This is a genomic window from Lactobacillus sp. WILCCON 0149, from assembly GCF_057197965.1.
In genome coordinates, this window is sequence record NZ_JBUBHO010000001.1 from 1,879,784 (window position 1) to 1,900,845 (window position 21,062).

The window sequence follows — 21,062 nt, forward strand, 5'->3', positions numbered from 1 at the left end:
CCTTTCTATTCCTTCCGTTCAGTCCACTTGATCCCCAGCAAAGAGATGTTTTCCGGATGCTCACACTTGATTTCCAGTGGCGCCCCCTGGTAGTAAAGGGCGTTGGCCACTAAGCGGGCATCATTGTCTACCAAAACCGGCCAGTTTTGCGGGTCAAATTGCAGGTTCCGCCCCTTCAATACCGCCTGGTCGACCAGGAAGATAAAGTAAGGGTAGTCGCCGTTGCCTGAGAAGGTCACTAAACTCCCCTCCATGAAGCTTTTTCCTTCCAGGCTGGCCGCGGCCGCGATCTGGACATTGGACAAAAAGCTCTGGCTCTCCCCCCGCGCCTGGAAATTATAGAGCTGACTGTTCTGCATTAGCAAGTGGCAGTGGTCTTCAATCGCCAATTGGCTTGGCATTTGGCTCTCCAGGATGTTCAGCCAGCATTCACCCCGGGCATAAAGGCTGTAGTCCCGGTTGATAAAGCGGCAGGCGTAAACGTTGACCCAGCTCTTGCCACCTAAGTTGAGGTTACCAATAGCTGAGTTATTGATGTTCAGTTCGATATTGCTGGAATCAAAGCTGTTGACCGTCCCCCGGATCTCGGAATTATTGATGATGGCCGTCCCGGTTCCTTCCAAAGAGATGGTCCCGAATTTTTCTGACTCATAGTCCAGCAGGCAGTCCGCCATTTCCAGGCGGAAATTGGCTTTTTCAAAAAAGGACAGGGTCCCGTTGAGCAGGCGGCAGGAGTACATCTCCACCGTGTCCTGGCCGTTGATGGAAATCGTGGTCGTCTTGCTGCCGGTCCCGGTCAAGACGCAGCCGCGCAGGATCAAGTAGCTGTTGGTCTCTTCCGGCAAATCCAGGGTGTTTACGTCCCCATAAGGTTCCAGGGTCAAGTTTTCAAAAACCACCCGGGAGCTGTTTTCACCGATGGAGAAAAAGCTGCGGATCCGGGTGTCTTCCGGGCTGGCCCCCAGGCCCTTGATGGTCACGTCTTCTAATAGCCGGCCCCGGGGCCAAACGTAATAGCCGGGCTCCAGCAGCAGATAGTCCCCCGGCTCCATGTCGAGCATGGCCCGGTGCCAGGTCACTTCACCGCCGCCGCTGCCAACTTTGATGTATTTGCTCATGTCCGCCTCCTGGTCAAAAAACTAAATACTATTGTACCCGCTATACAGGCAAAATAGTTGAAGAATGCTTCTTTTTTCGCAAAAAAGCCGTCAGTTTCTTCCTTACTGAAAGAAACTGGCAGCTTTTACCGGTTTAAAACTTGTTTTACTTAATCTTGACATCCCAGTAGTAGGCAACAGTCCCGTAAGGAGACAGGCGGAAGCCGGTCACCTTGGACTTAAGCAGGTAGGAAACCCCGGCTTGGTAGAGCGGTGCCGCGAAAGCATCCTTTTGGATCAATTGCTTTTCAGCAGCGATCAAGCTGGCCTGCCGCTTGGCCGGCTGGGTGGCGTAAGTGCTCCTTGCCTGCTTGATTTCCTTCCAGAAAGTGCTGTTCTTGTAGTCACTTTCCAGGTTGAAGAGGCCACCGATGGTCAAGTAGTCGATCGGGTCCTGGAAGCTTGGCTGCCAAGTCCCGTAAACCATGTCGAAGTTGTGCTTGGTCGTGTCAGCCAGGCGGGACTTCAGCGGAATCGACCGCAATTTAACAGTCAAGCCCGGCAGGTTCTTCATCAAGTTGCTCTGCAGGTATTCGCCCACCCGCTTAGACGCGTCCATGTCACTGGTCAACAGTTCGATGGTGATCTTAGATTTGCCCAGCTGCTTTTTAGCCAAAGCCCATTCCTTTTGGGCCTGCTTCAGATTGTAAGTCATCAGCTTGCCGGCACTGGTTCGGTAGTCCTTGCCGTTTTCATCGTAGATGAAGTCGCTGGCGACCAGACCTTGGGCAGCCTTGCCTGAGTGCAGGACCGTCTTCACCAATTCCTGCTTGTTTACGCCCAGGCTGATTGCCCGGCGAACGTGGACATTGCCAGTGGTCTTGCGCTTGGTGTTGAAAACCATGTAGCCGTTGGTCGGCGTGGTCTTAGTGTGGTAGTCGGCATTCTTTTCATACTGCTTGACGTAGTCAGCATCAACTGGCGCGTAATCCAGCTGCCCGCCCTTGTAAAGGTTGAGGCCGGTTGAAGTGGTCTTGATGACCTGGACCTTGACCGCGCTCAAGCTGACTGACTTGGAATTCCAGTAAGTCTTGTTCTTCTTCAAAGTCCACTTGAGGCTGGACCCATCCCACTGGCTGACGGTAAACGGCCCGTTGTAGACCAGCTTGCTGGAACTGGTCCCGTAGCTGGACCCGTACTTTTTGACGATCTTCGTGTCCTGCGGGTAGAACTGGGCCCCGGTTAAAAGGTCTGGCAGGTACTGGATCGGGTTTTCCAGGGTGACCTGCAGCTTGTACTTGCCCAAGGCCTTGATGCCCAGACTGGACACCTTCTTCTTGCCGGCTGCTACAGCCGTCCCGTTCTTGATCACTTGGTAGCTGTCGCTGTCCAAAGAATCGTTCTTGGGGTCAACCGTCCGCCGCCAGGCAGTAACGTAGTCCTGGGCAGTCACTGGGTCCCCGTTGGACCACTTGGCGTTTTTTCTAAGAGTAAAAGTATAGACCTTCTGGTCCTTGGACTTGGTCACCTTGACCGCTCCGGCCAGCTGAGCCTGCCCCTTTTTATCGAAGCGGTAGAGCCCTTCCATGGAATTCTGCAGGGTTTCAGAGCTGACGGTATCCCCGTACTTGCTGGAGTCCAGGGTGCTGATTTCGCCGGTTACGGCTGTCTTCATCACCTGCTTGGAACTGGAAGCCTGCTTGTTTTGTCCGCAGGCCGTCAAAAGCGCCGCCGTTGCTAAAAGCGTTACTGACACGATCCTCTTCTTATGCAATTTTTTGCCTCCCGAAATTTTACTTAATCTAGCCAATCTAATCTTACTTGCATTTGTACTTATCAAACTTACTAAAAGTAACCAACAACTTACTTTTCAGTATAGCAAGTTACGCAAAGAAAGTACATCATTACTTATGAAAGAAAAACATTTTCTTGAAAAGTAAGTTTTTTCATCTATTTTTAAGCATTTTCTCTTGGAAAAAATTGCTTTTCTTTTGCTCTGGCAAAAAAAGAGCTCCTGACTCAGTCAGAAGCTCTTCTTTCGGGTTGGGTGTTCTTTAGAACAATTGCGTTAGCTGGATTCGAACCAGCGCATGACGGTACCAAAAACCGTTGCCTTACCACTTGGCTATAACGCAATCAATGGAGGAAAGTGGATTCGAACCACCGAACTCAGAGAGAGCGGTTTTACAGACCGCCGCGTTTAGCCACTTCGCTATTCCTCCGTTGAAGTACTCTATTATCTTAACGAAAAAACAGGGTAAGTGCAAGCTTTTTTGGTAATTTTTTTGTTTTTTAGCTTAAACTTCCAGGCGCAAGTCCTCTGCTTGGGCAAAACTCAAGCGGTCGATGAAGAGCCAGCGCATGAAGAAGCCCAAAGCAACCGGGTAAACGACGTAGAGCACCGTCAAAAGGATGATGCTCCCCCAGCCTGGCGTCATCTTTGCGTAAGCCGCCAGAGGCCCGATCAAGCCGCTGAAGCCAAAGCCAGCGGAATTAGGCGTCCCCTGCAGGTTGAAGATGGCGGCCAGAAGACCGGACAGACCAGATGAAAGCAGGACCGGAACAAAAAGCTTCGGCTTTTCCAGCATGTTGGCCATCTGGATCTTTGGCGTCCCAATGAAGTGGGCCAAGGTGGTCCCCATCCCATTGACGCTGTAACTCATGATCCCCAGAGTGTAGGCAGCCCCGGTAATGCCCAGGTTGGCGGCCCCGGAAGCAACCCCAGTCAAGCCAATCGCCACCGCGATCCCAACTGAGGAAATTGGCGACACGATCATGGCCGCAAAGGACATCCCGATCAAAACGCCCATCAGGAGTGGCTGCAGCTTGGTGAAGGCCATGACGATCATGCCAATGAAGGTGGTCACGGTCTTAACGTATGGCAGAATTAGGAGACCAACCCCGCCGCCAACGACCAAGACGATGATTGGCAAAAGAATCGTGGTGTAGGAACCCAGTTTGTTGCCAATCAATTTGATCAAGAGGATGGCCAGGGTGATCGTCAAACCGATGTTGATGACGTCACCAGTCCCGGCCACCATAATCAAGCCGTTTTTAAAAGTAACCGCGCCAGAACCGATCATGGCCGCGGCAGCAACAGAACACATCTGGATCATGTTCATCTGGAAGAGGTAGGCAGCGCAGAAGCCAGCCATGGCGGCCAGCAGGCTCTGGGTAAAAGTCGTGATATTGATGACCGTCTGGGCAAAAGTTGGTGCCACGCCCAAGAGGGCCTTCATTAGTTGTCCTAAAAGCGCAGCCGGCACCAGGGCGGCAATAACCCCGAGTCCGATCCCGTTTAAAATGTTCAGCGTGCCTTGCTTAAGGCCATTTGTTTCTTTACTTTCCGTCATTCTTATTTTCCTCGACAAATTTCTTGATTCTGCTTACGCCTTCTTTGATTTCGTCCAGTGCCGTCGCGTAGGAGAAGCGGAGCCAGCCCTGCCCACCCTTGGCGAACCAGGAACCAGCGCAGACCCCGACATGGGCCTGGTCAGCCAGCTCGTAGACGAATTCCGTGTCCTTTTGGTTAAGACCGGCCGGAATCTTGGCCCAGATGTAGAAGGCCCCCTGCGGCTTGATCACTTCAAAGCCGATCTCAGTTAAAGCCTGGTAGAGGTAGTCCCGGCGCTCTTTGAAGGCTGCCTTCATTTCCCGGGCATCCCGGTCCCCGTTTTTAAAAGCTTCCTCAGCCGCGTCCTGCATTGGCGTCGGTTCAGTCGTGGTGATGAACTGGTGAACCTTGGCCAGCTGGTCAGTAATTTCCTGGGGAGCAGCCATGATCCCGATCCGGTAGCCGGTCATGGCCCAGGACTTGGAGACCCCGTTTAAAACGATGGCCTGGCTTCTGAGGGACTTGGCCATTGAGGCGTGCTCTTGCTCGTAGTTCAGTTCACTGTAGATTTCGTCGCAGAGGACAAAAGTTGGCCGGTCCTTGATCACTGCCGCCAAAGCATCCAGTTCTTCCTGGCTGTACATGACCCCGGTCGGGTTGGTCGGGTAGTTCATAACCAGAATTCGGAGGCGGTCGCCGTATTCGTCAACTGCCGCCTGCAGCTGGTCTGGCGTCAATTTGAAGCCGGTCTTGGAAGTGTCGATCTGGACAACTTCCGCTTTTTCCAAGGCCGCGTCGGCAATATATAAAGGAAAGATCGGAGTTGGCAGGACCATCACGTCGCCTAGGTTGATAATGGCAGACATGACCGTGTAGATGGCTTCCGTTGCCCCGTTGGTGGCAATGATTTCGCTTGGCTCATAGTGCATGTCGTAATGCCGGGCCAGGAAGTCAGCCGCGGCTTTTCTGAGGCCAGGCGTCCCGTTTGAAGGCGCGTAATGGGAGTGGTTGTCCACGATCCCCTTGATGGCAGCCGTCTTGATATGGTCTGGGGTGTTGAAGTCCGGTTCGCCAACCGTGAACTTGACGATGTCCGGGTATTGGCTCGTATACTTGGCAAAATTCAGAATAGCTGAAGACTTTACTTCCGCTACCCCCTGCTTAAAGTGCTTAGTTAAATCAACCATGGTGTCCTCCTTGGCTACCGTAAAAATAAAAAAATCGCGGATCAGATGATCCACGATTACCAAAGTCTGCTAATGCGCGTGTTCTTGAAACCGCCGGATCCTGATTCCTGCCGTTTCAAAAAATGCTGAGAAAACTCTTATTATTGAAACTGCAGATGCATGTTCTTGCTTGAAGACTTGCATCCGCAGATGCAAGCTAGTTCCAGTAATAAAAGCTAAAGAATTTCGCGTTCTTGCTGATTAAAGCGTTCATGATTCTTGTCCTCTCTCAACATTTGATGCTTTAACTATATCTTAAAGATAAATTAAAGTCAAGCGCGATGCGTTAATTTTCTTCCCAATTTTCAGGATTGGCCAACAGGTCCTGCATGGCCTGCAGGAGGTCGCGGCCAACCGTAATGGTGCCAGGCTTAAGGAAGTAGCTCAAGGAAATTTCTTCTTCCAGCTGGCCCAGCAGCTTTTGCATTTTCTCCACTTCTTCTTCTTTTCCAGCCATCTGCTGCCTCTTTTCTTAAAAAATCTGCCTACAAAAGTTCTTTTCCATTTTACCAGATTTTTGCCTTGCATTTTTGAGAGCGCAAAAAAGACCAAGCCTTCCAGCCTGGCCTAACTTATTGCGTTAGCTGGATTCGAACCAGCGCATGACGGTACCAAAAACCGTTGCCTTACCACTTGGCTATAACGCAATCTTACTTGTGAGCTGATCGCTCAACAAATAATATATTACCTAATTTCCCAGCTGTGGTCAACAGTTTTCGGCAACTTTTTTCTAAAAAACTTTTTCCTTAAACCCGGGCCGGCAGGTCAAGCTGGCTTTCAGCCAAGACCTTGCCCTCCAAGGCACGCAAGAATTCATTGTAGTAATAAGGCTCTTCCAGGTCCAGCTTCTCGCTTAAAGCGTAAACCCGGAAGCGGTAGTCGTGGTCCTTGTCCGGCGGAGTTGGCCCGATATAGCCCGTATGTACTTCTTCTGGATCATTCAAAAAGCGGGAAACGGTACTGTTGTAGCCCTGGGGAGTATCCGTCGTCCGGCTGAAGTCAGCTGGAATTTCGCTGGCTGCTGGCACGTCGCTGGCCAGCCAGTGGATCCAGGCAAAGCCACAGACCGGAATGGAATCATAATCGACCAAGGACCAGGCCAGGTACTTGGTCCCTTCTGGCAGGTCCGTCAGGGTAAACGGAAAAGACACTACCGGGTTGCCAGCTTCTTTAACGCTGGCATACTTGGCATATTCGTCGGGTAAATAGCCCTTGTTCAATTTCACTTGAATTTGCATGGTCAAACCTGCTTTCTTTACTCAAGACTTACTATTATCATCTTCATTTTAACATTTTTTCTGTTAAACTAATTAACAGTGTCTTTTATAGGAGTTTTAGTATGTCACGTTATAAAATTCAAGCTTTTCTCTTTGTCTTCGTGGCCTTCATGCTCGGCTGCAATGAATATATGATCGTCGGTGTTTTGCCGGATATTTCCCGGGAAATAAATGCCTCACTCAGCAGCTTAGGCTACCTGGTTACCGTATTTGCCCTGGTTTATGCCATCGCTACGCCCATAGTTACTTCCCTAACCAAGTATTTCAAGCGCCACCAGCTCCTCTTCTTTTTGATGGGCGTCTTCTTCATCGGCAACACCTGGACGGCATTGTCCCACAGCTATATCAGCCTGCTTTTGTCCAGAATCCTGTCTGCCACTACGGCCGGGGCAATTATTTCCCTGATCCTGGTTATCGCCAATTTCGTGGCGCCCTTGGAAAAAAGAGCCTCGCTTCTGTCCTGGATTTTTGCCGGCTTCTCGATTGCTTCCATCATCGGCCTGCCGATTGGTACCTTCATCTCAACCACTTTTTCCTGGCATGCCAGTTTCTGGATGATCTCAGTTCTGACACTTGTAACCTTCGTCCTTTTACTGGTATTCGTGCCCCGGGATACCCCGCAGAGCCAGTCCAGCAAGGGCAATAAGCAGTTTGCCATCCTGGGCAACCGGCAGATCCAGCTGACCCTCTTGGCCATCGTCCTGGTCTGCGCGGCCCAGTATACCTACTATACTTATATCAGGTCCTTGATCACCGACTACATGCATTTTCCAAAGAGCTGGCTGAACATCTTGCTCTTGCTGCTGGGCTTGGCCTTTATCGCCGGCAACAAGACTGGGGGCTTTCTGGCCGACCATGGCGGAATCAAGCGCCTGCCATTGGTTTTCGGCATCCAGACCGTCCTGCTCTTCCTCTTGGCGCCGCTTTTGCCGCTGTCCTGGCTGGCCTTCCTATGCATCGTCGGCATCTGCTGCCTCAACAGCATGTACGGGTCTTCCACCCAGGTTTATTTCCTGGACCTGGCCGCGGCTGAATATCCAGAGTCAATTGACTTTGCCTCCAGCTTCAACTCGATTTTTGCCAATATCGGCATTTCCCTGGGCTCCTTTACAGCTGCACAAGCGGCAGGCTTGACTGGTATTTCCAGCACCCCCTACTTTGGCGGTGTCTACAGCTTACTCAGCTGCCTTCTGATGATCCTGGTTTGCCGGCAATTAGCTGCTAAGAAGTAAAGAAAAACAGAATAGAGAATAAAATAGAGATAGAAAACAAAAACTCGCCTCACAGCGAGTTTTTTTAGTCGAATAAAGTTTGCCAGTCAGAGTTACGTTGGGCAGCAAAGCACATCTTGACCTGTTCAGTCGAGTTCTTGTTTTCCGCCAGAGGCGGCAGGTCAGCTTCCTTAAACCAAGCTGCCTGGCTGGTTTCGGAGTTGGCTTTGAATTCCCCGCCCAGGGACTGGCAGAGATAATAGATGTCGGTAATTCCGTAAGGGTGGATGGAGCCATGGTGCTTAAAGTGATCTTGAACAGCAATAATTTTGACCGGTTTAACAGTTAAGCCGGACTCTTCCCGGCACTCCTTGACGCAGTTGTCAGCTGGGGACTGGTCGACGTCACACCAGCCGCCGGGCAGGGACCAGTGCCCTTCTTTTTCTTGGACCAGGAGAATCTGGTCATCCTTGAAGATGGCTGCCCTGGTCGCGATCTTCGGAGTCTGATAGCCAATTTCATTGCAAAAGAGCTCCTTGACCTTGTCATAATTGACCTCACTTTTTTCCGCTAGCATTTCCGCGGCAATTTCCCGCAAGCGGCTGTAGCGCTCCGTGTCAAAAACATCCTTGCTGTAGGCCAGGCCGGTCTGCCCGATCGCTTGGATTTCCATGGCCCAGTCAATTAATTTGTCGCCTTTTTTCATCATGCCCTCTTTTCCTTCTGCTGTAATTGTTTCTGCCTTAATTATAGTCAAAGGGAAAAATTTTTGCGCAAAAAAGCAGATCCGGAGATCTGCTTTCTTGACTATCTTTAATCTTGATTATTTGACGTAGGCTTCCTTGAAGTCCCAGTTGCCCCGGTTGTAGACCGCCTTCTTAACACTGGTCCGGACCAGCATGACGCTGGTTGAGTAGTAGAGCGGGCAGATGCCGGCATCGTTTAAGAGGATATCTTCAGCCTTGCTCATGTCGCTCCAGCGCTGGCTAGTAGACGTGGTGGTCTTGGAGTCAGCAATCAGCTTGTCGTATTCGCTGTTTGACCATTGCCCGTCGTTTTGGCTGTTGCCAGTCGTGAACAGGTCCAGGAAGGAGATCGGGTCAGCGAAGTCGGCGATCCAGTCGATCAGCCCCAGCTGGAAGTTGTGGCTGGCCAGGCGGTTCAGCAGGGTCTTAAACGGAACGCTGTTGACTTCCACCTTGACCTGCGGCAGGGTCGCTTCAATGTTGGACTGAATTGATTCAGCCGTCTTCTTGGCACTGTCCGTGTCGCTGGAGATCAAGGTCAGCTTGATCTTGCTCTTGCCCAGTTCAGCCAAGCCCTTGGCCAGGTACTGCTTGGCCAGCTTCTTGTTGCCGTCCTTCGGGTAGAGGCTCTTGGCGCTGCTGGAGATCAAGCTGGTGTAGTCTTTGCCGTTGACCTTGGTCAAGTCCTTGGAAGTCAAGGTGTTGGCCGGCTGGCTGGCCCCGCCGTCGATGGTAGAAACCAGGCCCCCGCGGTCAATTGCCAGTGACAGGGCCTTGCGGATGTTGGCATTCTTAACGTATTCGTTGCCGCTCTTGCCCTGGCCGAATTCCATGTAGTAGGTCCCGCCTTGTGGCAGCAAGGTGAAGGCCTTGTCGCTCTTCAGCTGCTTGATTTGTGAGGAGTCAAGGGAAGTAGCGTCCAGCTTCTTAGCCTGGTAGAGGTTGTAAGAAGTCGTGGTTGACTTCTGCACGCTCCAGTTGATCTGGCTCAGCTTGACCTTGCTCTTGTCCCAGTAGTACTTGTTCTTGACCATCTTCCAAGACAGGTTGGACCCGGTCCAGCCCTTCTGGATGTAAGGACCGTTGTAGACCAGGTACTTGGAAGCTGTCCCGTACTTGGAGCCATACTTCTTGACGGCTTTTTCATTTTGCGGGAAGAAGACCGCGAAGCCCATCAGCTTGTTGAAGTATGGGATCCGCCGTTCCAGGGTCACGACCAGCTTGTACTTGCCAACCGCTTTGATCCCCAGGCTCGTTGCCGGCTTCTTGCCAGCTACGATCTTGTCAGCATTCTTGATGCCTGAGAAAAGGTATGAATATTCTGATTCAGTCTTCGGGTTGACCGTCCGCCGCCAGGAGTAGACAAAGTCCTGGGCCGTCACCGGGTCCCCGTTGGACCACTTGTCGTTCTTTCTCAAGGTGAAGGTGTAAGTTTTACCGTCTTTGGAAACTTTTTCAGAGGTTGCCAGGCCCGGAGTAATTTTTGAGTCCTTGCCCAGGCGGTAGAGGCCTTCAAAGGTGTTGGAGATCTGGGTAAAGGAAACCGAGTCGGTCGCCTTTGACAGGTCCATGGTCGGAATTTCAGCACTAGCTGACCAATTCAAGGTCTTTTTGCTAGAAGAACTTGCCTTTGAAGAACCACATGCCGTTAATGCGAGTGCCGCCAGACAGACGCAAGCTGCTTGACCTAAGTTTTTCGGAATTTTCATTGTCTTGTCCCCTGCTTTCACATCTTTATCATCACGGGTCACTTTTTAAGCTCGCATTCATTGTATTTTCATTTTGTAGCATATGCAAGGACTTGTACTTTATTCCGGGAAACTCTTCATTTTGGAAATTTTCTGTCGGGGACTGATTTACTTTATTCAGTTGGTCTAGACTTTTGCTTAATTTTCTTATGTGGATAAGTTGGGGAGAAAAATTGGTCTGCTTATGGGAGAAAAACAAAAAAGCGCCGTTCCCTGCGGAACAACGCTTTTTGAAGGCAAAACGTAATCGTAAGATTAACGCTTTGAGAATTGTGAAGCCTTGCGGGCCTTCTTCAGACCTGGCTTCTTTCTTTCCTTCATTCTTGGGTCACGAGTCAAGAAGCCAGCCTTCTTCAGTGGACCACGGAAGTCTGGGTCTACTTCAAGAAGGGCACGGGCGATACCATGACGGATCGCACCGGCTTGACCTGAGAAACCACCACCGTTAACGTTAACGATAACGTCGTATTGGCCTTCAGTTTCAGTCAAAGTCAAAGGTTGCTTAAGGTCCTTAACCAAGATTGGCAATGGAATGTAGTCAGCAACATCCTTGTTGTTAACAGTGATCTTACCATCGCCTGGTACTAAACGAACGCGAGCTACGGCGTCCTTACGACGACCAGTACCTGCATATGCAGCTTGTTGTGCCATCTAAACTACCTCCTAGATCAAATTGTTAATGTCTAACTTTTCAGGCTTTTGCGCTTCGTGCTTGTGTTCTTCACCAGCATAAACGTGCATCTTCAAGAATTCTTGGTGGCCAAGAGTGTTCTTTGGAAGCATACCCTTAACTGACAATTCAACCAATTTAACAGGGTTCTTGGCAAGCAATTCGCCAGCTGATACAGACTTCAAGCCGCCACGGTATTCTGAGTGGTGGTAGTAGATCTTGTCAGTTGCCTTCTTACCAGTCAGCTTCAACTTAGAAGCGTTAACGATGATGACATTGTCACCAGTGTCAACGTTTGGGGTAAATTGAGGCTTGTTCTTACCTCTAAGGATAGTAGCAACAGCAGTTGAAAGACGACCCAATGAAACATCAGTAGCGTCAATCAAGTACCACTTACGTTCAATTTCACTAGTCTTTGCTAATGGTGTAGTACGCAATGTAAATTCCTCCGTTTAATTCGTAGTTTGAATACAATAAGTTTCCGGGGCCTATCGTGGACAAACATACTCTTATATCATATGTCCTAAATACCAAAATGTCAATTATAAATCAAGGTCGAGCCGATATTTTCTTGGTACTTCCTCGTAAAAGACATGATAGAGGTACAAGCCACTGGCCTGGGCGGTCTGCTGGACCTCCAGCCGGTTCTTGGCCGCGATCACCCGCTTTAAGTCGTGAACCGGCCGGCGACCATTGCCGATCTCCAGCAAGGTGGCCACCAGGATCCGGACCATGTTGTACAAAAAGCCGGTCGCGATAAAGTCCATGATCACTTCGTTGTTTTCTTCATCCAGGGCCACGTTGACATAGTACATGTCCCGGACTTTGTCCTCAATTTGCCCGCCGCTGGCCGCGAAACTGGTAAAATCATGCCGGCCCAGGAGGTCCTTGGCGGCTTCTTGCATCTTATCCACATCCACCGGATATGGATAATGGCCGGTGTAAAAACGCTTGAAGGGGTTCACGAAGCTGTCCAGGCTGACCCGGTAGCGGTACCACTTCCCCTTGACGGAAAAGCGGGAGTGGAAATCTTTATCCACAATTTCACAGTCGGTAAAAACCATATCCATCGGCAGCTGGGAATTTAGGGCCTTGATCATGTTGGCCGCCGGAATTTCCCGGCCTGGATAGTCAAAATGAATTACCTGCCCGACTGAGTGGACTCCGGCATCAGTCCGGCCTGACCCAAAGACCCGGACTTCCTGGCCCTTGGTCATCCGCTTGAGGATCTCCTCTACCGTCCCTTGGATCGTTCTTTGCCCCGGCTGGGACTGGAAACCATGAAAGTCATGGCCGTCATAGGACAATGTCAATTTGTATCTGCTCGTCATCAATGCATCCTTGTCGTGATCATCAAAATTGTCAACAGCAGGCAGTAAACAGCCGGAATTAGGTCCACCTTGCTCCATTCCAGAATCCGGTAGCGGGTCCGGCCATCACTGCCCTTGTAGCCCCGGGATTCCATGGCTGTGGACAAGTCCAGGGCCACTTCCAAAGAATCGATAAAAAGCGGCACCAGCATCGGGACCACTGACTTGGCCCGCTTGACCAGGCCGCCGTCGTTAAAGTCGGCGCCCCGGGACCGCTGGGCATTCATGATCTTGACCGTCTGGTCAAACAAGGTCGGCACGAAGCGCAAGGCGATCGAAATCACCAGACTGATCATGCCCACGTTGACCTTGAAGAGCTTGAGCGGCATCAGCATCCATTCCATAGCATCCGCGATTTCCAGAGGCTTGGTCGTCACCGTCATCACTGTTGACACCAGAATGATCATGGCAAAACGGATGAAGACGTACAAACCATTGATCAAGCCTTCGCTGGACAGGGTAAATATCCACCAGTGCCAGTAGACTTTTCCACCGGCCATGAAGAAGGTCTGCAGAAGAGAGGTAAAAACAATCAGCCAGATCATTGGCTTGACCCCGTCCCAAAAGACCCTGGCCTTCAGTCCCGTCGCGAAAACGCAGGCCAGGCCAAAGATGCTGATCACCAGATAGCTGACCCAGTTGTTGGCCAGAAAGATCATGATGATAAAGTAAAAAGTCGTCAGCAGCTTGGCCCGCGGGTCTACCCGGTAGACAAAGGTCGTACCCGGCAGGTAGCGGCCGATAATAATCTTACTCATGCTCTCCCCCCTTCAAGCTTTGGCTGATCGCATCCGCTAGTTCCGGCATGGTCAAAGGCTGGCCCGGCAGCTTTAAGCCGGCTGCCTCAAGTTTTGCGGCAAAACGGGCGCTGCGGGGTTCAGCCAGGTGGTGCTTTTGGAGCCATTCACTGTCTTTAAAAACTTCCTTAGGGCTGGCATGCTTGATCAAGCGGCCATGTTCCAAAACTAGGACGTCGTCGGCGTAATCAGCCACGTCATCCATGTTGTGGGTTACCAAAATCACCGTATGCCCGGCTGCCTGGTAGTCCTTAAACAGCTGCATCATTTCCAGCCGCCCCATTGGATCCAGGCCAGCTGCCGGCTCATCTAAACAAATGATATCCGGCTCGTAGGCCAAAACCCCAGCCAGGGCCACCCGCCGCATCTGCCCGCCAGATAAGTCAAATGGCGAATGCTCAATCAAGTCGTCTTTCAGACCCACCTTTTTAAGCCATTTTAAGGCCGCCTCACGGGCCTCATCTTCACTGAAGCCAAAGTTCCTTGGCCCATACTCAACGTCCTTTAGAATCGTGTTTTCGAAGAGTTGAGCCTCAGGGAACTGAAAGGCCAGGCTCACCTTGCGGCGCAGGTCCTTCAAGCCCTTATTGCCAGTCTCGGGGGTAATAGTGTAGCCCGCGATTTCGATCTTGCCGCTGGTGGGCTTGAGCAGCGCGTTAAAGTGCTGCATCAGGGTCGACTTGCCGCTGCCCGTGTGGCCAACCAAAGCGATGAACTTCCCCTCTTCCAGGCTGAAATTCAGCTGGTCCAGACCGATAGCTTCCAGCGGTGAGCCGGGGCTGTAGACGTAACTTACATTTTCGAATTTAATTGCCATAAGCTCTGAACCAACTTTTCCTCATCATCAATTTCATCCGGGAGCTCAATGTCCCGTTCCTTCAACAGCTGCTTGAGCCGGTAGACAAAGGGAATGTCCAGGCCGATCCGCTCCAGCATCTCCACCTTGGAAAAAATTTCCTCCGGCTTGCCCTGGTCCAGCAGCTGGCCATCGTCTAAGACCAAAACCTGGTCAGCCCCTGCTGCTTCTTCCAGGTCGTGGGTGATGGAAATAACCGTCAAGTCATTGTCTTCTTTGATCTTCCGGACCAGGTCCAAGATCTGCTCCTTGCCTTCCGGGTCCAGCATGGAGGTCGATTCATCCAGGATGATGACCTGGGGTTTGACCGCCAGGATGCCGGCGATCGCTACGCGCTGTTTCTGCCCCCCTGAGAGGTTGCTGGGCTCGCTGCCAGCATAATCAGCCATACCGACGTCAGCGACCGCCTGAGCGACGATTTTCAGCATTTCTGGCCGGGGGACAGCCCGGTTTTCCAAGCCAAAAGCGACATCGTCACTGACCGTGGCTCCGACAAACTGATTGTCAGGATTCTGGAAGACGATACCGACCTTTTCTCGAACGTCCCAAACAGTGTCAGCCCCCAGTTTGACCCCGTCAACCATAATGGTGGACTTATCCAAATCATCTGGTGCCAGCAGGCCATTGATCAATTTAGAAACCGTCGACTTGCCGGAGCCGTTATGGCCGATCAAAGCCGTCCAGCTTCCCCGCTCAATCGCGAAAGAAAGGTCAGACACCGCTGGCCGCGGGCTGTCTGGGTAAGTAAAAGTCACATGGTCAAAAGAAATAATATTGTCGCTCATCGCGTCACCACCTATTTGCTCATTTCCTTCTATTGTATCAAGTGACAGAAAAAAAGCGAAAAAAAAATCATCCATGAAGAGGGATGATATCGAACCATCTAAGCTAGACTAAGGTTTCCCCATCATCATCGCGCTTATTCTCGCTTTCATGAATAATTTCAAAAAGTATTAAATTTGCAGCTTGAGAATTAAACCAATTCCAAAACTACCATAGGAGCTGCGTCACCCTTACGAGGAACTGCCAGCTTCATGATCCGGGTGTAACCACCGTTACGGTCCTTGTAACGAGGAGCTACGTCGCTGAAGAGCTTTTGAAGTGCTGACTTAACAACTACTTCGTCGCCTTCTTCGTGGATATCAGCGATTTCGTTACGTACAAAAGCAGCAGCCTTTCTTCTTGCAGCCAAGTCACCGCGCTTGCCCAAAGTGATCATCTTTTCAGCAGTGCGACGTACTTCCTTAGCGCGAGCTTCAGTAGTGACGATGCGTTCGTTAATGATCAATTGGGTAGTCATTTCACGGAGCATAGCTTTTCTTTGACTACTGTCCCAACCTAATTTACGGTATGACATTAATGTGCCTCCTTTATTACAGACTAGTCTTCTTGACGAAGTGAAAGACCCAGGTCTGCCAATTTATTCTTAACTTCTTCCAATGATTTACGTCCCAGGTTGCGTACCCGCATCATTTCTGCTTCTGACTTAACAGTCAAGTCTTGCAGGGTGTTGATGCCAGCCCGCTTCAAGCAGTTGTATGAACGAACTGAAAGGTCCAGGTCCTCGATAGTCATTTCGAGCTTCTTTTCCTTTTGGTCGTTCTCCTGTTCTACCATAACTTCGCCGATTTCGGCAGCAGCGTCAGCTGATTCGAAGGCCTTGAAGTGTTCTACCAGAACACGAGCGGCAAAGTTGAGGGCGTCATTCGGAGCGATTGAACCATTTGTCCAAATTTCCAGGGTAAGCTTGTCAAAGTCTTCTCTCTTACCAACCCGGGTTGATTCAACTTGGTAGTTGACCTTTTCGATTGGTGAGAAAAGTGAGTCAACTGGAATGTCGCCGATAGACATTTCAGCAGTCTTGTTTTCGCTGGCTGGTACGTAGCCCCGGCCGTTGCAGACATCAATCCACATGTGCAGGTGGCCACCTTGAGCGATGGTACAAATGTATTGGTCAGGATTCAAGACTTCAACATCAGCATCAGCCTTTAAATCTTCAGCAGTTACCGTAGCTGGACCTTCAACGTCGAGTTCGATCGTCTTTACTTCTTCAGTGTAGGCTCTGAGTTCAAGCTTCTTCAGGTTCAAGATGATCTTGGTTACGTCTTCTTTAACACCGGGAACAGTAGTGAATTCGTGCAAGACACCATCGATCTTCACCTTCACCAAACCGGTCCCTGGAACAGAAGTCAGCAAAACCCGACGCAGTGAATTACCTAAGGTAGTACCAAACCCACGCTCCAGCGGTTCAACGACAAACTTACCGTAACTGTCTTCTTGATCCACGACGGTAATATTTGGTTTTTTAAATTCAATCATTACTGGGCCCCTTTCAAAACGCACGTCTCAAAGTAAGATTTTATTAAACACGACGACGCTTTGGTGGTCTAGAACCGTTGTGAGGTACTGGAGTAACGTCACGGATTGAAGTGATTTCCAGACCAGCAGCTTGCAGAGCACGGATTGCTGATTCACGACCAGAACCTGGGCCCTTAACTGATACTTCGATGTGGTTCATACCTTGGTCAATTGCGCTCTTAGCAGCAGCTTCAGCAGCCATTTGCGCAGCAAATGGAGTAGACTTACGGCTACCCTTGAAACCCAAAGCACCAGCTGAAGACCAGGCAACGGCGTTACCTTGAACGTCAGTAATCATAACTAAAGTGTTGTTAAACGTTGAGTGAATGTGAGCCACGCCACTTTCAACGTGCTTCTTCACACGACGCTTACGAGCAGTTTTCTTTGCAGGCATCAATAAACCTCCTTATATTATTTTTTGGATTAACGGCTTCTCTTAGCACCCTTGCGAGTACGTGCGTTGTTCTTGGTGTTTTGACCACGAACTGGAAGACCGCGACGGTGACGGATACCACGGTATGAACCGATATCAACAAGACGCTTAATGTTCATGCTTACTTCACGACGCAAGTCACCTTCAACACGGTACTTGTCGACTTCTGCACGAAGCTTTTCTTGTTGTTCTGGGGTCAAGTCCTTAGAACGAACGTCTTCAGATACACCGGCTGCTGCACAGATTTCTTGTGCAGTGTGTTCACCGATACCGTAAATGTAAGTTAAAGCGATAACAACTCTTTTATCTCTTGGTAAGTCAACACCAGCGATACGTGCCATAGAATGCACCTCCTACTTTCTAAAATTAACCTTGACGTTGCTTGTGCTTTGGATTTGCAGGGCAAATAACCATAACACGACCATGTCTCTTAATGACCTTGCAATGTTCGCACATTGGCTTAACAGATGGTCTAACCTTCATGTTTGCCTCCGTTTTTATTTAATAAACCGATACGTAATTCTACCTTTAGTCAAGTCGTATGGAGACAGCTCCACAGTAACCCGGTCGCCAGGCAGGATCCGAATGTAGTGCATTCTGATCTTGCCGGAAACGTGGGCCAAAATAGTGGCACCGTTTTCCAATTCGACTTTAAACATAGCATTAGGTAAGGTATCAACTACCTTACCTTCTACTTCAATGACATCATCTTTTGCCAAAGTTGCCCCTCCGCAATCAAAACAGTCATACTTCGAAATTATAACACGTTCGAAAAAATTTGCAAATTCTTTCGGTTAATCCTTACTCAGGATAGCGTCAATATCTGCAAAAACTTTTTCAGGTGCTTGTTCGCCGTTTACAGTAGCGAGCAAGCCCTTCTTGTCATAGTACTCCTTCAATGGAGCGTTCATCTTTTCGTTAACTTCCAGCCGGTTCTTGACAACTTCAGGCTTGTCGTCTTCACGTTGATAGAACTCGTGGCCGCCGCAGCGGTCGCAAGTCCCTTCGACCTTAGGCTTCTTTGAGAACTTGTTGTAAGTTGCGCCGCAATTCTTGCACATGAACCGTGCTGATAAACGATCGATTAAAGTCTCTTCCTTGACATCGATTGCGATGACGTTGGTCAGCTGCTTGTTCAAGCGGGTAGTGATTTCGTCGAGCAATTCTGCCTGATTGGTCGTTCTCGGGAAACCGTCAAGAATGAAGCCATTCTTAACGTCGTCTTGCCCGAGACGTTCTTCAACCAACTTAGCAGTTACTTCGTCTGGAACCAAATCGCCCTTGTCGATGTAAGACTTGGCTTCCAAGCCTACTGGAGTCTTGTTAGCCATAGCTTCTCTAAACATATCACCGGTTGAAATGTGAGCCAAGTGATACTTGTCAACGATTTGTTCAGATGCAGTACCCTTGCCTGCGCCTGGCAGACCAAGAAGAATCAAATTAATCATGTTTTTTTCACCTATCTAATAAATCCGGCATATTCACGCTTCATCAACAAACCGTTGATTTGCCGTGACAATTCCAGAACAACCCCGATAACGATCAACAAACTGGTCCCACCCAAGCCAATTGAACTTGGCAGGTCCCAGATGTTGGTTGCAAGCTGTGGAAGCAAAGCAACCAAACCCAGATATACGGACCCGACCGTTGAAAGCTTCAGCAACATTGAACTCATATATTTCTCAGTGTCCTTACCTGGCCACACGCTAGGAATATATGCACCCTGCTTTTGTAAGTTTTCCGCCAGCTTCTCAGGATTTACCTGAACGAAGGCATAGAAGAAAGTAAATAGAATGATCAAAAGGGTGTAGATAATTGCCCCAGGAGTCGTCTGCAAGCTAAAGATATTCGATAAGACCTGATACCAAGTCGTGTCGCCGTACTTGCCTTGGAAAGCCATCAAAATCGTGGCTGGCGTAACGATGAACGAACTGGCGAAGATAACTGGAATAACGCCGGAGACGTTAACCTTTAATGGTAGAAAACTTTCTGATCCACTGGTCGTCGCTCTTCTCGTATATTGGATAGGAATACGACGATCAGCTTGTTCAACCCAGGTAACGAATTTCGTTACCAATAAAATTGCGACAATAAGCGCAACGAAGAACGCAACCCCTTGCCAGCGATCACTTGCACTGTTGTTGATCACCTGATCTTGGAAGACTTGGTAAAGTCCGCCTGGCAGGCGGGCAATGATCCCAGCAAAGATAATTACTGAAACCCCATTGCCTAAACCCTTGTCGGTAATTTCATCACCCAGCCAAGTTAACAGGAAGGTACCGGCTGTCATGATCATACCGATTTCGAAGTAGGTTTGCCAAGTTTGAGTCTTAACCAGACCGAAGGAAGACAAGGCGTTAAAACCTAATGTAATCCCCACACTCTGGACAAAAGCAACAAACAGCGTTAAATACCGGGTAACCTGATTGGTTTTGCGCCGGCCAACTTCCCCTTGCTTGCCCCATTCGACAAGCGTTGGTACGATGTCCATCTGCAACAGTTGGATAACGATTTGCGCGGTGATGTATGGCGATACCCCCAAAGAAAAGATGGAGTAGTTGTCCAAGCCACCACCGGAAACCGTATCTAACACGGAAACAAGTCCCGTATTAGCAACAGTCGTCAGAGCCTTCGCATTTATCCCCGGAACTGTAATATTTGCACCGAGTCGGTAAATTACAAGGATAAACAAAGTATAGAAAAGCTTATTTCTAATTTCCTTATCCTTGAAGGCGTTCTTCAAGGTTGAAAACATTAGATCACCTCTACAGTGCCACCAGCTGCTTCGATCGCGCTCTTAGCAGCTTCTGAAACCTTGTTAACCTTTACAGTCAACTTAACGTTCAATTCGCCGTTGCCAAGTACCTTGACACCTGACAATTGCTTCTTAACCAAGCCCTTAGCCTTCAAAGCTTCGAAGTCAACTACGCTGCCTTCTTCGAACTTGTTCAAATCTGCAAGGTTAACGATTGCGTATTCCTTACGGTTGATGTTCTTGAAACCACGCTTAGGCATAGTTCTGAACAATGGCATTTGACCACCTTCAAAACCTAAGCGGGTGTTACCGCCGGAACGTGCGTGTTGACCCTTTTGACCACGACCTGAAGTCTTACCGAAGCCACTTGAAGTACCACGGCCGACACGCTTTCTAGCGTGGCGTGAACCTTCGGATGGGTGTAATTCATTAAGTTTCATTAAATTGGACCCTCCTTGATTTATTTGTTAACTTCTTCAACAGAAATTAAGTGAGCGATTTTCATCAGCGCGCCACGAGTTGCAGCGTTGTCTGGTTGGACAACAGTACTGTTGATCTTGCCTAAGCCGAGAGCTTTAACAACTTTTCTTTGTTCAGGCAGACGGTGGGCAACACTTCTAATTAAAGTAATCTTTAAATCTGTCATCTATAATCTCCCTAATCTTGCAAGCTCTTAGCTGATTCACGAAGCTTCAGAACGTCTTCGCGAGTCTTCAACTTTTGCAGACCATCGATAGTGGCCCGGATAACGTTGATTGGAGTGTTTGAACCCAAAGACTTGGAAGTAACGTCGCCGATACCAGCCATGTCCATAACGATACGTACGGCACCACCAGCTGCAATACCAGAACCGGCTTCAGCTGGCTTAAGCAGAACGTTACCTGAGCCGTAGTGGCCAAGTACTTCGTGAGGAATAGTAGTACCAACAGTTGGAACTGAGATCATGTTCTTCTTGCCGGCTTCGACTGCTTTGCGGATAGCTTCTGGAACTTCAGTTGCCTTACCAGTACCAAAGCCAACGTGACCCTTCTTGTCACCAACGACAACTAAGGCAGCAAATCTTTGACGGCGACCACCCTTAACAACCTTGGTAATCCGGTTGATAGCGACCAGTTGATCTTCGATGTCGTCCTTGTTTCTACGATTTCTTGAATCGTTGCGGTTTGCCATGTGTTAATCTCCTT

26 protein-coding genes and 3 tRNA genes are annotated in these 21,062 nt (G+C 49.6%); 1 reads left to right on the forward strand and 28 read right to left on the reverse strand.

All coding sequences use genetic code 11. The features are described 5' to 3' along the window. Window positions 1-5 precede the first annotated feature (5 nt). The 9 genes from ACYVUV_RS08685 to ACYVUV_RS08725 all read right to left on the reverse strand — a co-directional run bounded on the left by ACYVUV_RS08685 (window position 6) and on the right by ACYVUV_RS08725 (window position 6,895). The gene (locus ACYVUV_RS08685; RefSeq protein WP_439776352.1) at window positions 6-1,118 is read right to left on the reverse strand and encodes a phage tail protein; all 1,113 of its coding nucleotides are present in this window, start codon (window positions 1,116-1,118) and stop codon (window positions 6-8) included. A gap of 145 nt (window positions 1,119-1,263) precedes the next feature. Next, window positions 1,264-2,871, reverse strand: a complete 1,608-nt coding sequence (locus ACYVUV_RS08690) for a peptide ABC transporter substrate-binding protein (protein ID WP_439776353.1) — start codon at window positions 2,869-2,871, stop codon at window positions 1,264-1,266. Window positions 2,872-3,160: 289 nt separating this feature from the next. Then, window positions 3,161-3,232: transfer RNA gene (locus tag ACYVUV_RS08695), tRNA-Gln, on the reverse strand. 5 nt (window positions 3,233-3,237) lie between these two features. After that, window positions 3,238-3,319: transfer RNA gene (locus tag ACYVUV_RS08700), tRNA-Tyr, on the reverse strand. A gap of 75 nt (window positions 3,320-3,394) precedes the next feature. Then, window positions 3,395-4,450, reverse strand: coding sequence for a PTS sugar transporter subunit IIC (locus ACYVUV_RS08705; protein ID WP_439775503.1), 1,056 nt, complete (start codon window positions 4,448-4,450; stop codon window positions 3,395-3,397). Continuing rightward, window positions 4,437-5,618 (reverse strand): aminotransferase class I/II-fold pyridoxal phosphate-dependent enzyme, encoded by a 1,182-nt coding sequence (locus ACYVUV_RS08710; RefSeq protein ID WP_439775502.1) that lies wholly within the window; start codon window positions 5,616-5,618, stop codon window positions 4,437-4,439. The genes ACYVUV_RS08705 and ACYVUV_RS08710 overlap by 14 nt, the downstream gene beginning before the upstream one ends. A gap of 325 nt (window positions 5,619-5,943) precedes the next feature. Then, window positions 5,944-6,114 (reverse strand): hypothetical protein, encoded by a 171-nt coding sequence (locus ACYVUV_RS08715; RefSeq protein WP_439775501.1) that lies wholly within the window; start codon window positions 6,112-6,114, stop codon window positions 5,944-5,946. A 118-nt stretch (window positions 6,115-6,232) separates the two neighbouring features. Continuing rightward, window positions 6,233-6,304, reverse strand: a tRNA-Gln gene (locus ACYVUV_RS08720). A gap of 99 nt (window positions 6,305-6,403) precedes the next feature. Then, the gene (locus tag ACYVUV_RS08725) at window positions 6,404-6,895 is read right to left on the reverse strand and encodes a YbhB/YbcL family Raf kinase inhibitor-like protein (RefSeq protein WP_439775500.1); all 492 of its coding nucleotides are present in this window, start codon (window positions 6,893-6,895) and stop codon (window positions 6,404-6,406) included. Window positions 6,896-6,996: 101 nt separating this feature from the next. On the opposite strand from ACYVUV_RS08725, the gene ACYVUV_RS08730 reads away from it, so the two are divergent. Then, a complete protein-coding gene (locus ACYVUV_RS08730) occupies window positions 6,997-8,166 on the forward strand; it encodes an MFS transporter (protein WP_439775499.1) in 1,170 nt (389 codons plus the stop codon). Window positions 8,167-8,230: 64 nt separating this feature from the next. On the opposite strand, the gene ACYVUV_RS08735 is transcribed toward ACYVUV_RS08730, so the two are convergent. The 19 genes from ACYVUV_RS08735 to rpsE all read right to left on the reverse strand — a co-directional run bounded on the left by ACYVUV_RS08735 (window position 8,231) and on the right by rpsE (window position 21,048). Further along, window positions 8,231-8,854, reverse strand: a complete 624-nt coding sequence (locus ACYVUV_RS08735) for an NUDIX hydrolase N-terminal domain-containing protein (protein WP_439775498.1) — start codon at window positions 8,852-8,854, stop codon at window positions 8,231-8,233. A gap of 114 nt (window positions 8,855-8,968) precedes the next feature. Next, window positions 8,969-10,600: a peptide ABC transporter substrate-binding protein gene (locus ACYVUV_RS08740; protein WP_439775497.1), complete on the reverse strand. Its 1,632-nt coding sequence runs from the start codon at window positions 10,598-10,600 to the stop codon at window positions 8,969-8,971. Between the two features lie 294 nt (window positions 10,601-10,894). Then, the gene (gene rpsI / locus ACYVUV_RS08745; RefSeq protein WP_154546862.1) at window positions 10,895-11,290 is read right to left on the reverse strand and encodes a 30S ribosomal protein S9; all 396 of its coding nucleotides are present in this window, start codon (window positions 11,288-11,290) and stop codon (window positions 10,895-10,897) included. Window positions 11,291-11,302: 12 nt separating this feature from the next. Then, window positions 11,303-11,746, reverse strand: coding sequence for a 50S ribosomal protein L13 (gene rplM, locus ACYVUV_RS08750; protein WP_003613334.1), 444 nt, complete (start codon window positions 11,744-11,746; stop codon window positions 11,303-11,305). 105 nt (window positions 11,747-11,851) lie between these two features. Beyond that, window positions 11,852-12,640: a tRNA pseudouridine(38-40) synthase TruA gene (gene truA / locus ACYVUV_RS08755; protein ID WP_439776242.1), complete on the reverse strand. Its 789-nt coding sequence runs from the start codon at window positions 12,638-12,640 to the stop codon at window positions 11,852-11,854. Further along, window positions 12,640-13,437 (reverse strand): energy-coupling factor transporter transmembrane component T family protein, encoded by a 798-nt coding sequence (locus ACYVUV_RS08760; protein ID WP_439776241.1) that lies wholly within the window; start codon window positions 13,435-13,437, stop codon window positions 12,640-12,642. The genes truA and ACYVUV_RS08760 overlap by 1 nt, the downstream gene beginning before the upstream one ends. Next, window positions 13,430-14,293: an energy-coupling factor transporter ATPase gene (locus ACYVUV_RS08765; RefSeq protein ID WP_439776240.1), complete on the reverse strand. Its 864-nt coding sequence runs from the start codon at window positions 14,291-14,293 to the stop codon at window positions 13,430-13,432. The genes ACYVUV_RS08760 and ACYVUV_RS08765 overlap by 8 nt, the downstream gene beginning before the upstream one ends. Further along, a complete protein-coding gene (locus ACYVUV_RS08770) occupies window positions 14,269-15,117 on the reverse strand; it encodes an energy-coupling factor ABC transporter ATP-binding protein (RefSeq protein ID WP_439776239.1) in 849 nt (282 codons plus the stop codon). The genes ACYVUV_RS08765 and ACYVUV_RS08770 overlap by 25 nt, the downstream gene beginning before the upstream one ends. Window positions 15,118-15,305: 188 nt before the next feature. Continuing rightward, window positions 15,306-15,689 carry a 50S ribosomal protein L17 gene (rplQ, locus tag ACYVUV_RS08775; RefSeq protein WP_002878136.1) on the reverse strand — a complete coding sequence of 128 codons (384 nt, stop codon included), beginning with the start codon at window positions 15,687-15,689 and terminating at the stop codon, window positions 15,306-15,308. Window positions 15,690-15,712: 23 nt separating this feature from the next. After that, complete coding sequence (locus ACYVUV_RS08780) at window positions 15,713-16,651, reverse strand: DNA-directed RNA polymerase subunit alpha (RefSeq protein ID WP_270447288.1); 939 nt, start codon at window positions 16,649-16,651, stop codon at window positions 15,713-15,715. Window positions 16,652-16,694: 43 nt separating this feature from the next. After that, window positions 16,695-17,084, reverse strand: coding sequence for a 30S ribosomal protein S11 (gene rpsK, locus ACYVUV_RS08785; protein WP_201330222.1), 390 nt, complete (start codon window positions 17,082-17,084; stop codon window positions 16,695-16,697). Window positions 17,085-17,113: 29 nt separating this feature from the next. After that, window positions 17,114-17,464: a 30S ribosomal protein S13 gene (gene rpsM / locus ACYVUV_RS08790; RefSeq protein ID WP_003613363.1), complete on the reverse strand. Its 351-nt coding sequence runs from the start codon at window positions 17,462-17,464 to the stop codon at window positions 17,114-17,116. A gap of 25 nt (window positions 17,465-17,489) precedes the next feature. After that, the gene (gene rpmJ, locus ACYVUV_RS08795; RefSeq protein WP_002878160.1) at window positions 17,490-17,606 is read right to left on the reverse strand and encodes a 50S ribosomal protein L36; all 117 of its coding nucleotides are present in this window, start codon (window positions 17,604-17,606) and stop codon (window positions 17,490-17,492) included. Window positions 17,607-17,620: 14 nt separating this feature from the next. Then, window positions 17,621-17,842, reverse strand: coding sequence for a translation initiation factor IF-1 (gene infA / locus ACYVUV_RS08800; protein ID WP_002878178.1), 222 nt, complete (start codon window positions 17,840-17,842; stop codon window positions 17,621-17,623). 75 nt (window positions 17,843-17,917) lie between these two features. Continuing rightward, the gene (locus tag ACYVUV_RS08805; RefSeq protein ID WP_002878179.1) at window positions 17,918-18,571 is read right to left on the reverse strand and encodes an adenylate kinase; all 654 of its coding nucleotides are present in this window, start codon (window positions 18,569-18,571) and stop codon (window positions 17,918-17,920) included. A gap of 11 nt (window positions 18,572-18,582) precedes the next feature. Further along, complete coding sequence (gene secY / locus ACYVUV_RS08810; protein WP_003620853.1) at window positions 18,583-19,878, reverse strand: preprotein translocase subunit SecY; 1,296 nt, start codon at window positions 19,876-19,878, stop codon at window positions 18,583-18,585. Further along, complete coding sequence (gene rplO / locus ACYVUV_RS08815) at window positions 19,878-20,318, reverse strand: 50S ribosomal protein L15 (RefSeq protein ID WP_296227863.1); 441 nt, start codon at window positions 20,316-20,318, stop codon at window positions 19,878-19,880. Before rplO ends, secY begins: the two co-directional genes overlap by 1 nt. 20 nt (window positions 20,319-20,338) lie before the next feature. After that, complete coding sequence (rpmD, locus tag ACYVUV_RS08820) at window positions 20,339-20,524, reverse strand: 50S ribosomal protein L30 (RefSeq protein WP_002878183.1); 186 nt, start codon at window positions 20,522-20,524, stop codon at window positions 20,339-20,341. A gap of 11 nt (window positions 20,525-20,535) precedes the next feature. Then, on the reverse strand, window positions 20,536-21,048 hold the full coding sequence (rpsE, locus tag ACYVUV_RS08825; protein ID WP_270447286.1) for a 30S ribosomal protein S5: 513 nt from the start codon (window positions 21,046-21,048) through the stop codon (window positions 20,536-20,538). Window positions 21,049-21,062 lie beyond the last annotated feature (14 nt).

Coding starts and splice junctions, on each gene's coding strand:
- ACYVUV_RS08725 (WP_439775500.1), bottom strand. CDS start 6,895: ATGCAAATTCAAGTGAAATTGAACAAGGGCTATTTACCCGACGAATAT.
- ACYVUV_RS08740 (WP_439775497.1), bottom strand. CDS start 10,600: ATGAAAATTCCGAAAAACTTAGGTCAAGCAGCTTGCGTCTGTCTGGCG.
- ACYVUV_RS08760 (WP_439776241.1), bottom strand. CDS start 13,437: ATGAGTAAGATTATTATCGGCCGCTACCTGCCGGGTACGACCTTTGTC.
- ACYVUV_RS08805 (WP_002878179.1), bottom strand. CDS start 18,571: ATGATTAATTTGATTCTTCTTGGTCTGCCAGGCGCAGGCAAGGGTACT.
- ACYVUV_RS08770 (WP_439776239.1), bottom strand. CDS start 15,117: ATGAGCGACAATATTATTTCTTTTGACCATGTGACTTTTACTTACCCA.
- ACYVUV_RS08735 (WP_439775498.1), bottom strand. CDS start 8,854: ATGATGAAAAAAGGCGACAAATTAATTGACTGGGCCATGGAAATCCAA.
- ACYVUV_RS08705 (WP_439775503.1), bottom strand. CDS start 4,450: ATGACGGAAAGTAAAGAAACAAATGGCCTTAAGCAAGGCACGCTGAAC.
- ACYVUV_RS08710 (WP_439775502.1), bottom strand. CDS start 5,618: ATGGTTGATTTAACTAAGCACTTTAAGCAGGGGGTAGCGGAAGTAAAG.
- rpsE (WP_270447286.1), bottom strand. CDS start 21,048: ATGGCAAACCGCAACGATTCAAGAAATCGTAGAAACAAGGACGACATC.
- rplQ (WP_002878136.1), bottom strand. CDS start 15,689: ATGTCATACCGTAAATTAGGTTGGGACAGTAGTCAAAGAAAAGCTATG.
- rpsI (WP_154546862.1), bottom strand. CDS start 11,290: ATGGCACAACAAGCTGCATATGCAGGTACTGGTCGTCGTAAGGACGCC.
- truA (WP_439776242.1), bottom strand. CDS start 12,640: ATGACGAGCAGATACAAATTGACATTGTCCTATGACGGCCATGACTTT.
- rpmJ (WP_002878160.1), bottom strand. CDS start 17,606: ATGAAGGTTAGACCATCTGTTAAGCCAATGTGCGAACATTGCAAGGTC.
- ACYVUV_RS08765 (WP_439776240.1), bottom strand. CDS start 14,293: ATGGCAATTAAATTCGAAAATGTAAGTTACGTCTACAGCCCCGGCTCA.
- rplO (WP_296227863.1), bottom strand. CDS start 20,318: ATGAAACTTAATGAATTACACCCATCCGAAGGTTCACGCCACGCTAGA.
- secY (WP_003620853.1), bottom strand. CDS start 19,878: ATGTTTTCAACCTTGAAGAACGCCTTCAAGGATAAGGAAATTAGAAAT.
- ACYVUV_RS08780 (WP_270447288.1), bottom strand. CDS start 16,651: ATGATTGAATTTAAAAAACCAAATATTACCGTCGTGGATCAAGAAGAC.
- ACYVUV_RS08685 (WP_439776352.1), bottom strand. CDS start 1,118: ATGAGCAAATACATCAAAGTTGGCAGCGGCGGCGGTGAAGTGACCTGG.
- rpsM (WP_003613363.1), bottom strand. CDS start 17,464: ATGGCACGTATCGCTGGTGTTGACTTACCAAGAGATAAAAGAGTTGTT.
- ACYVUV_RS08730 (WP_439775499.1), top strand. CDS start 6,997: ATGTCACGTTATAAAATTCAAGCTTTTCTCTTTGTCTTCGTGGCCTTC.
- ACYVUV_RS08715 (WP_439775501.1), bottom strand. CDS start 6,114: ATGGCTGGAAAAGAAGAAGAAGTGGAGAAAATGCAAAAGCTGCTGGGC.
- rpsK (WP_201330222.1), bottom strand. CDS start 17,084: ATGCCTGCAAAGAAAACTGCTCGTAAGCGTCGTGTGAAGAAGCACGTT.
- rpmD (WP_002878183.1), bottom strand. CDS start 20,524: ATGACAGATTTAAAGATTACTTTAATTAGAAGTGTTGCCCACCGTCTG.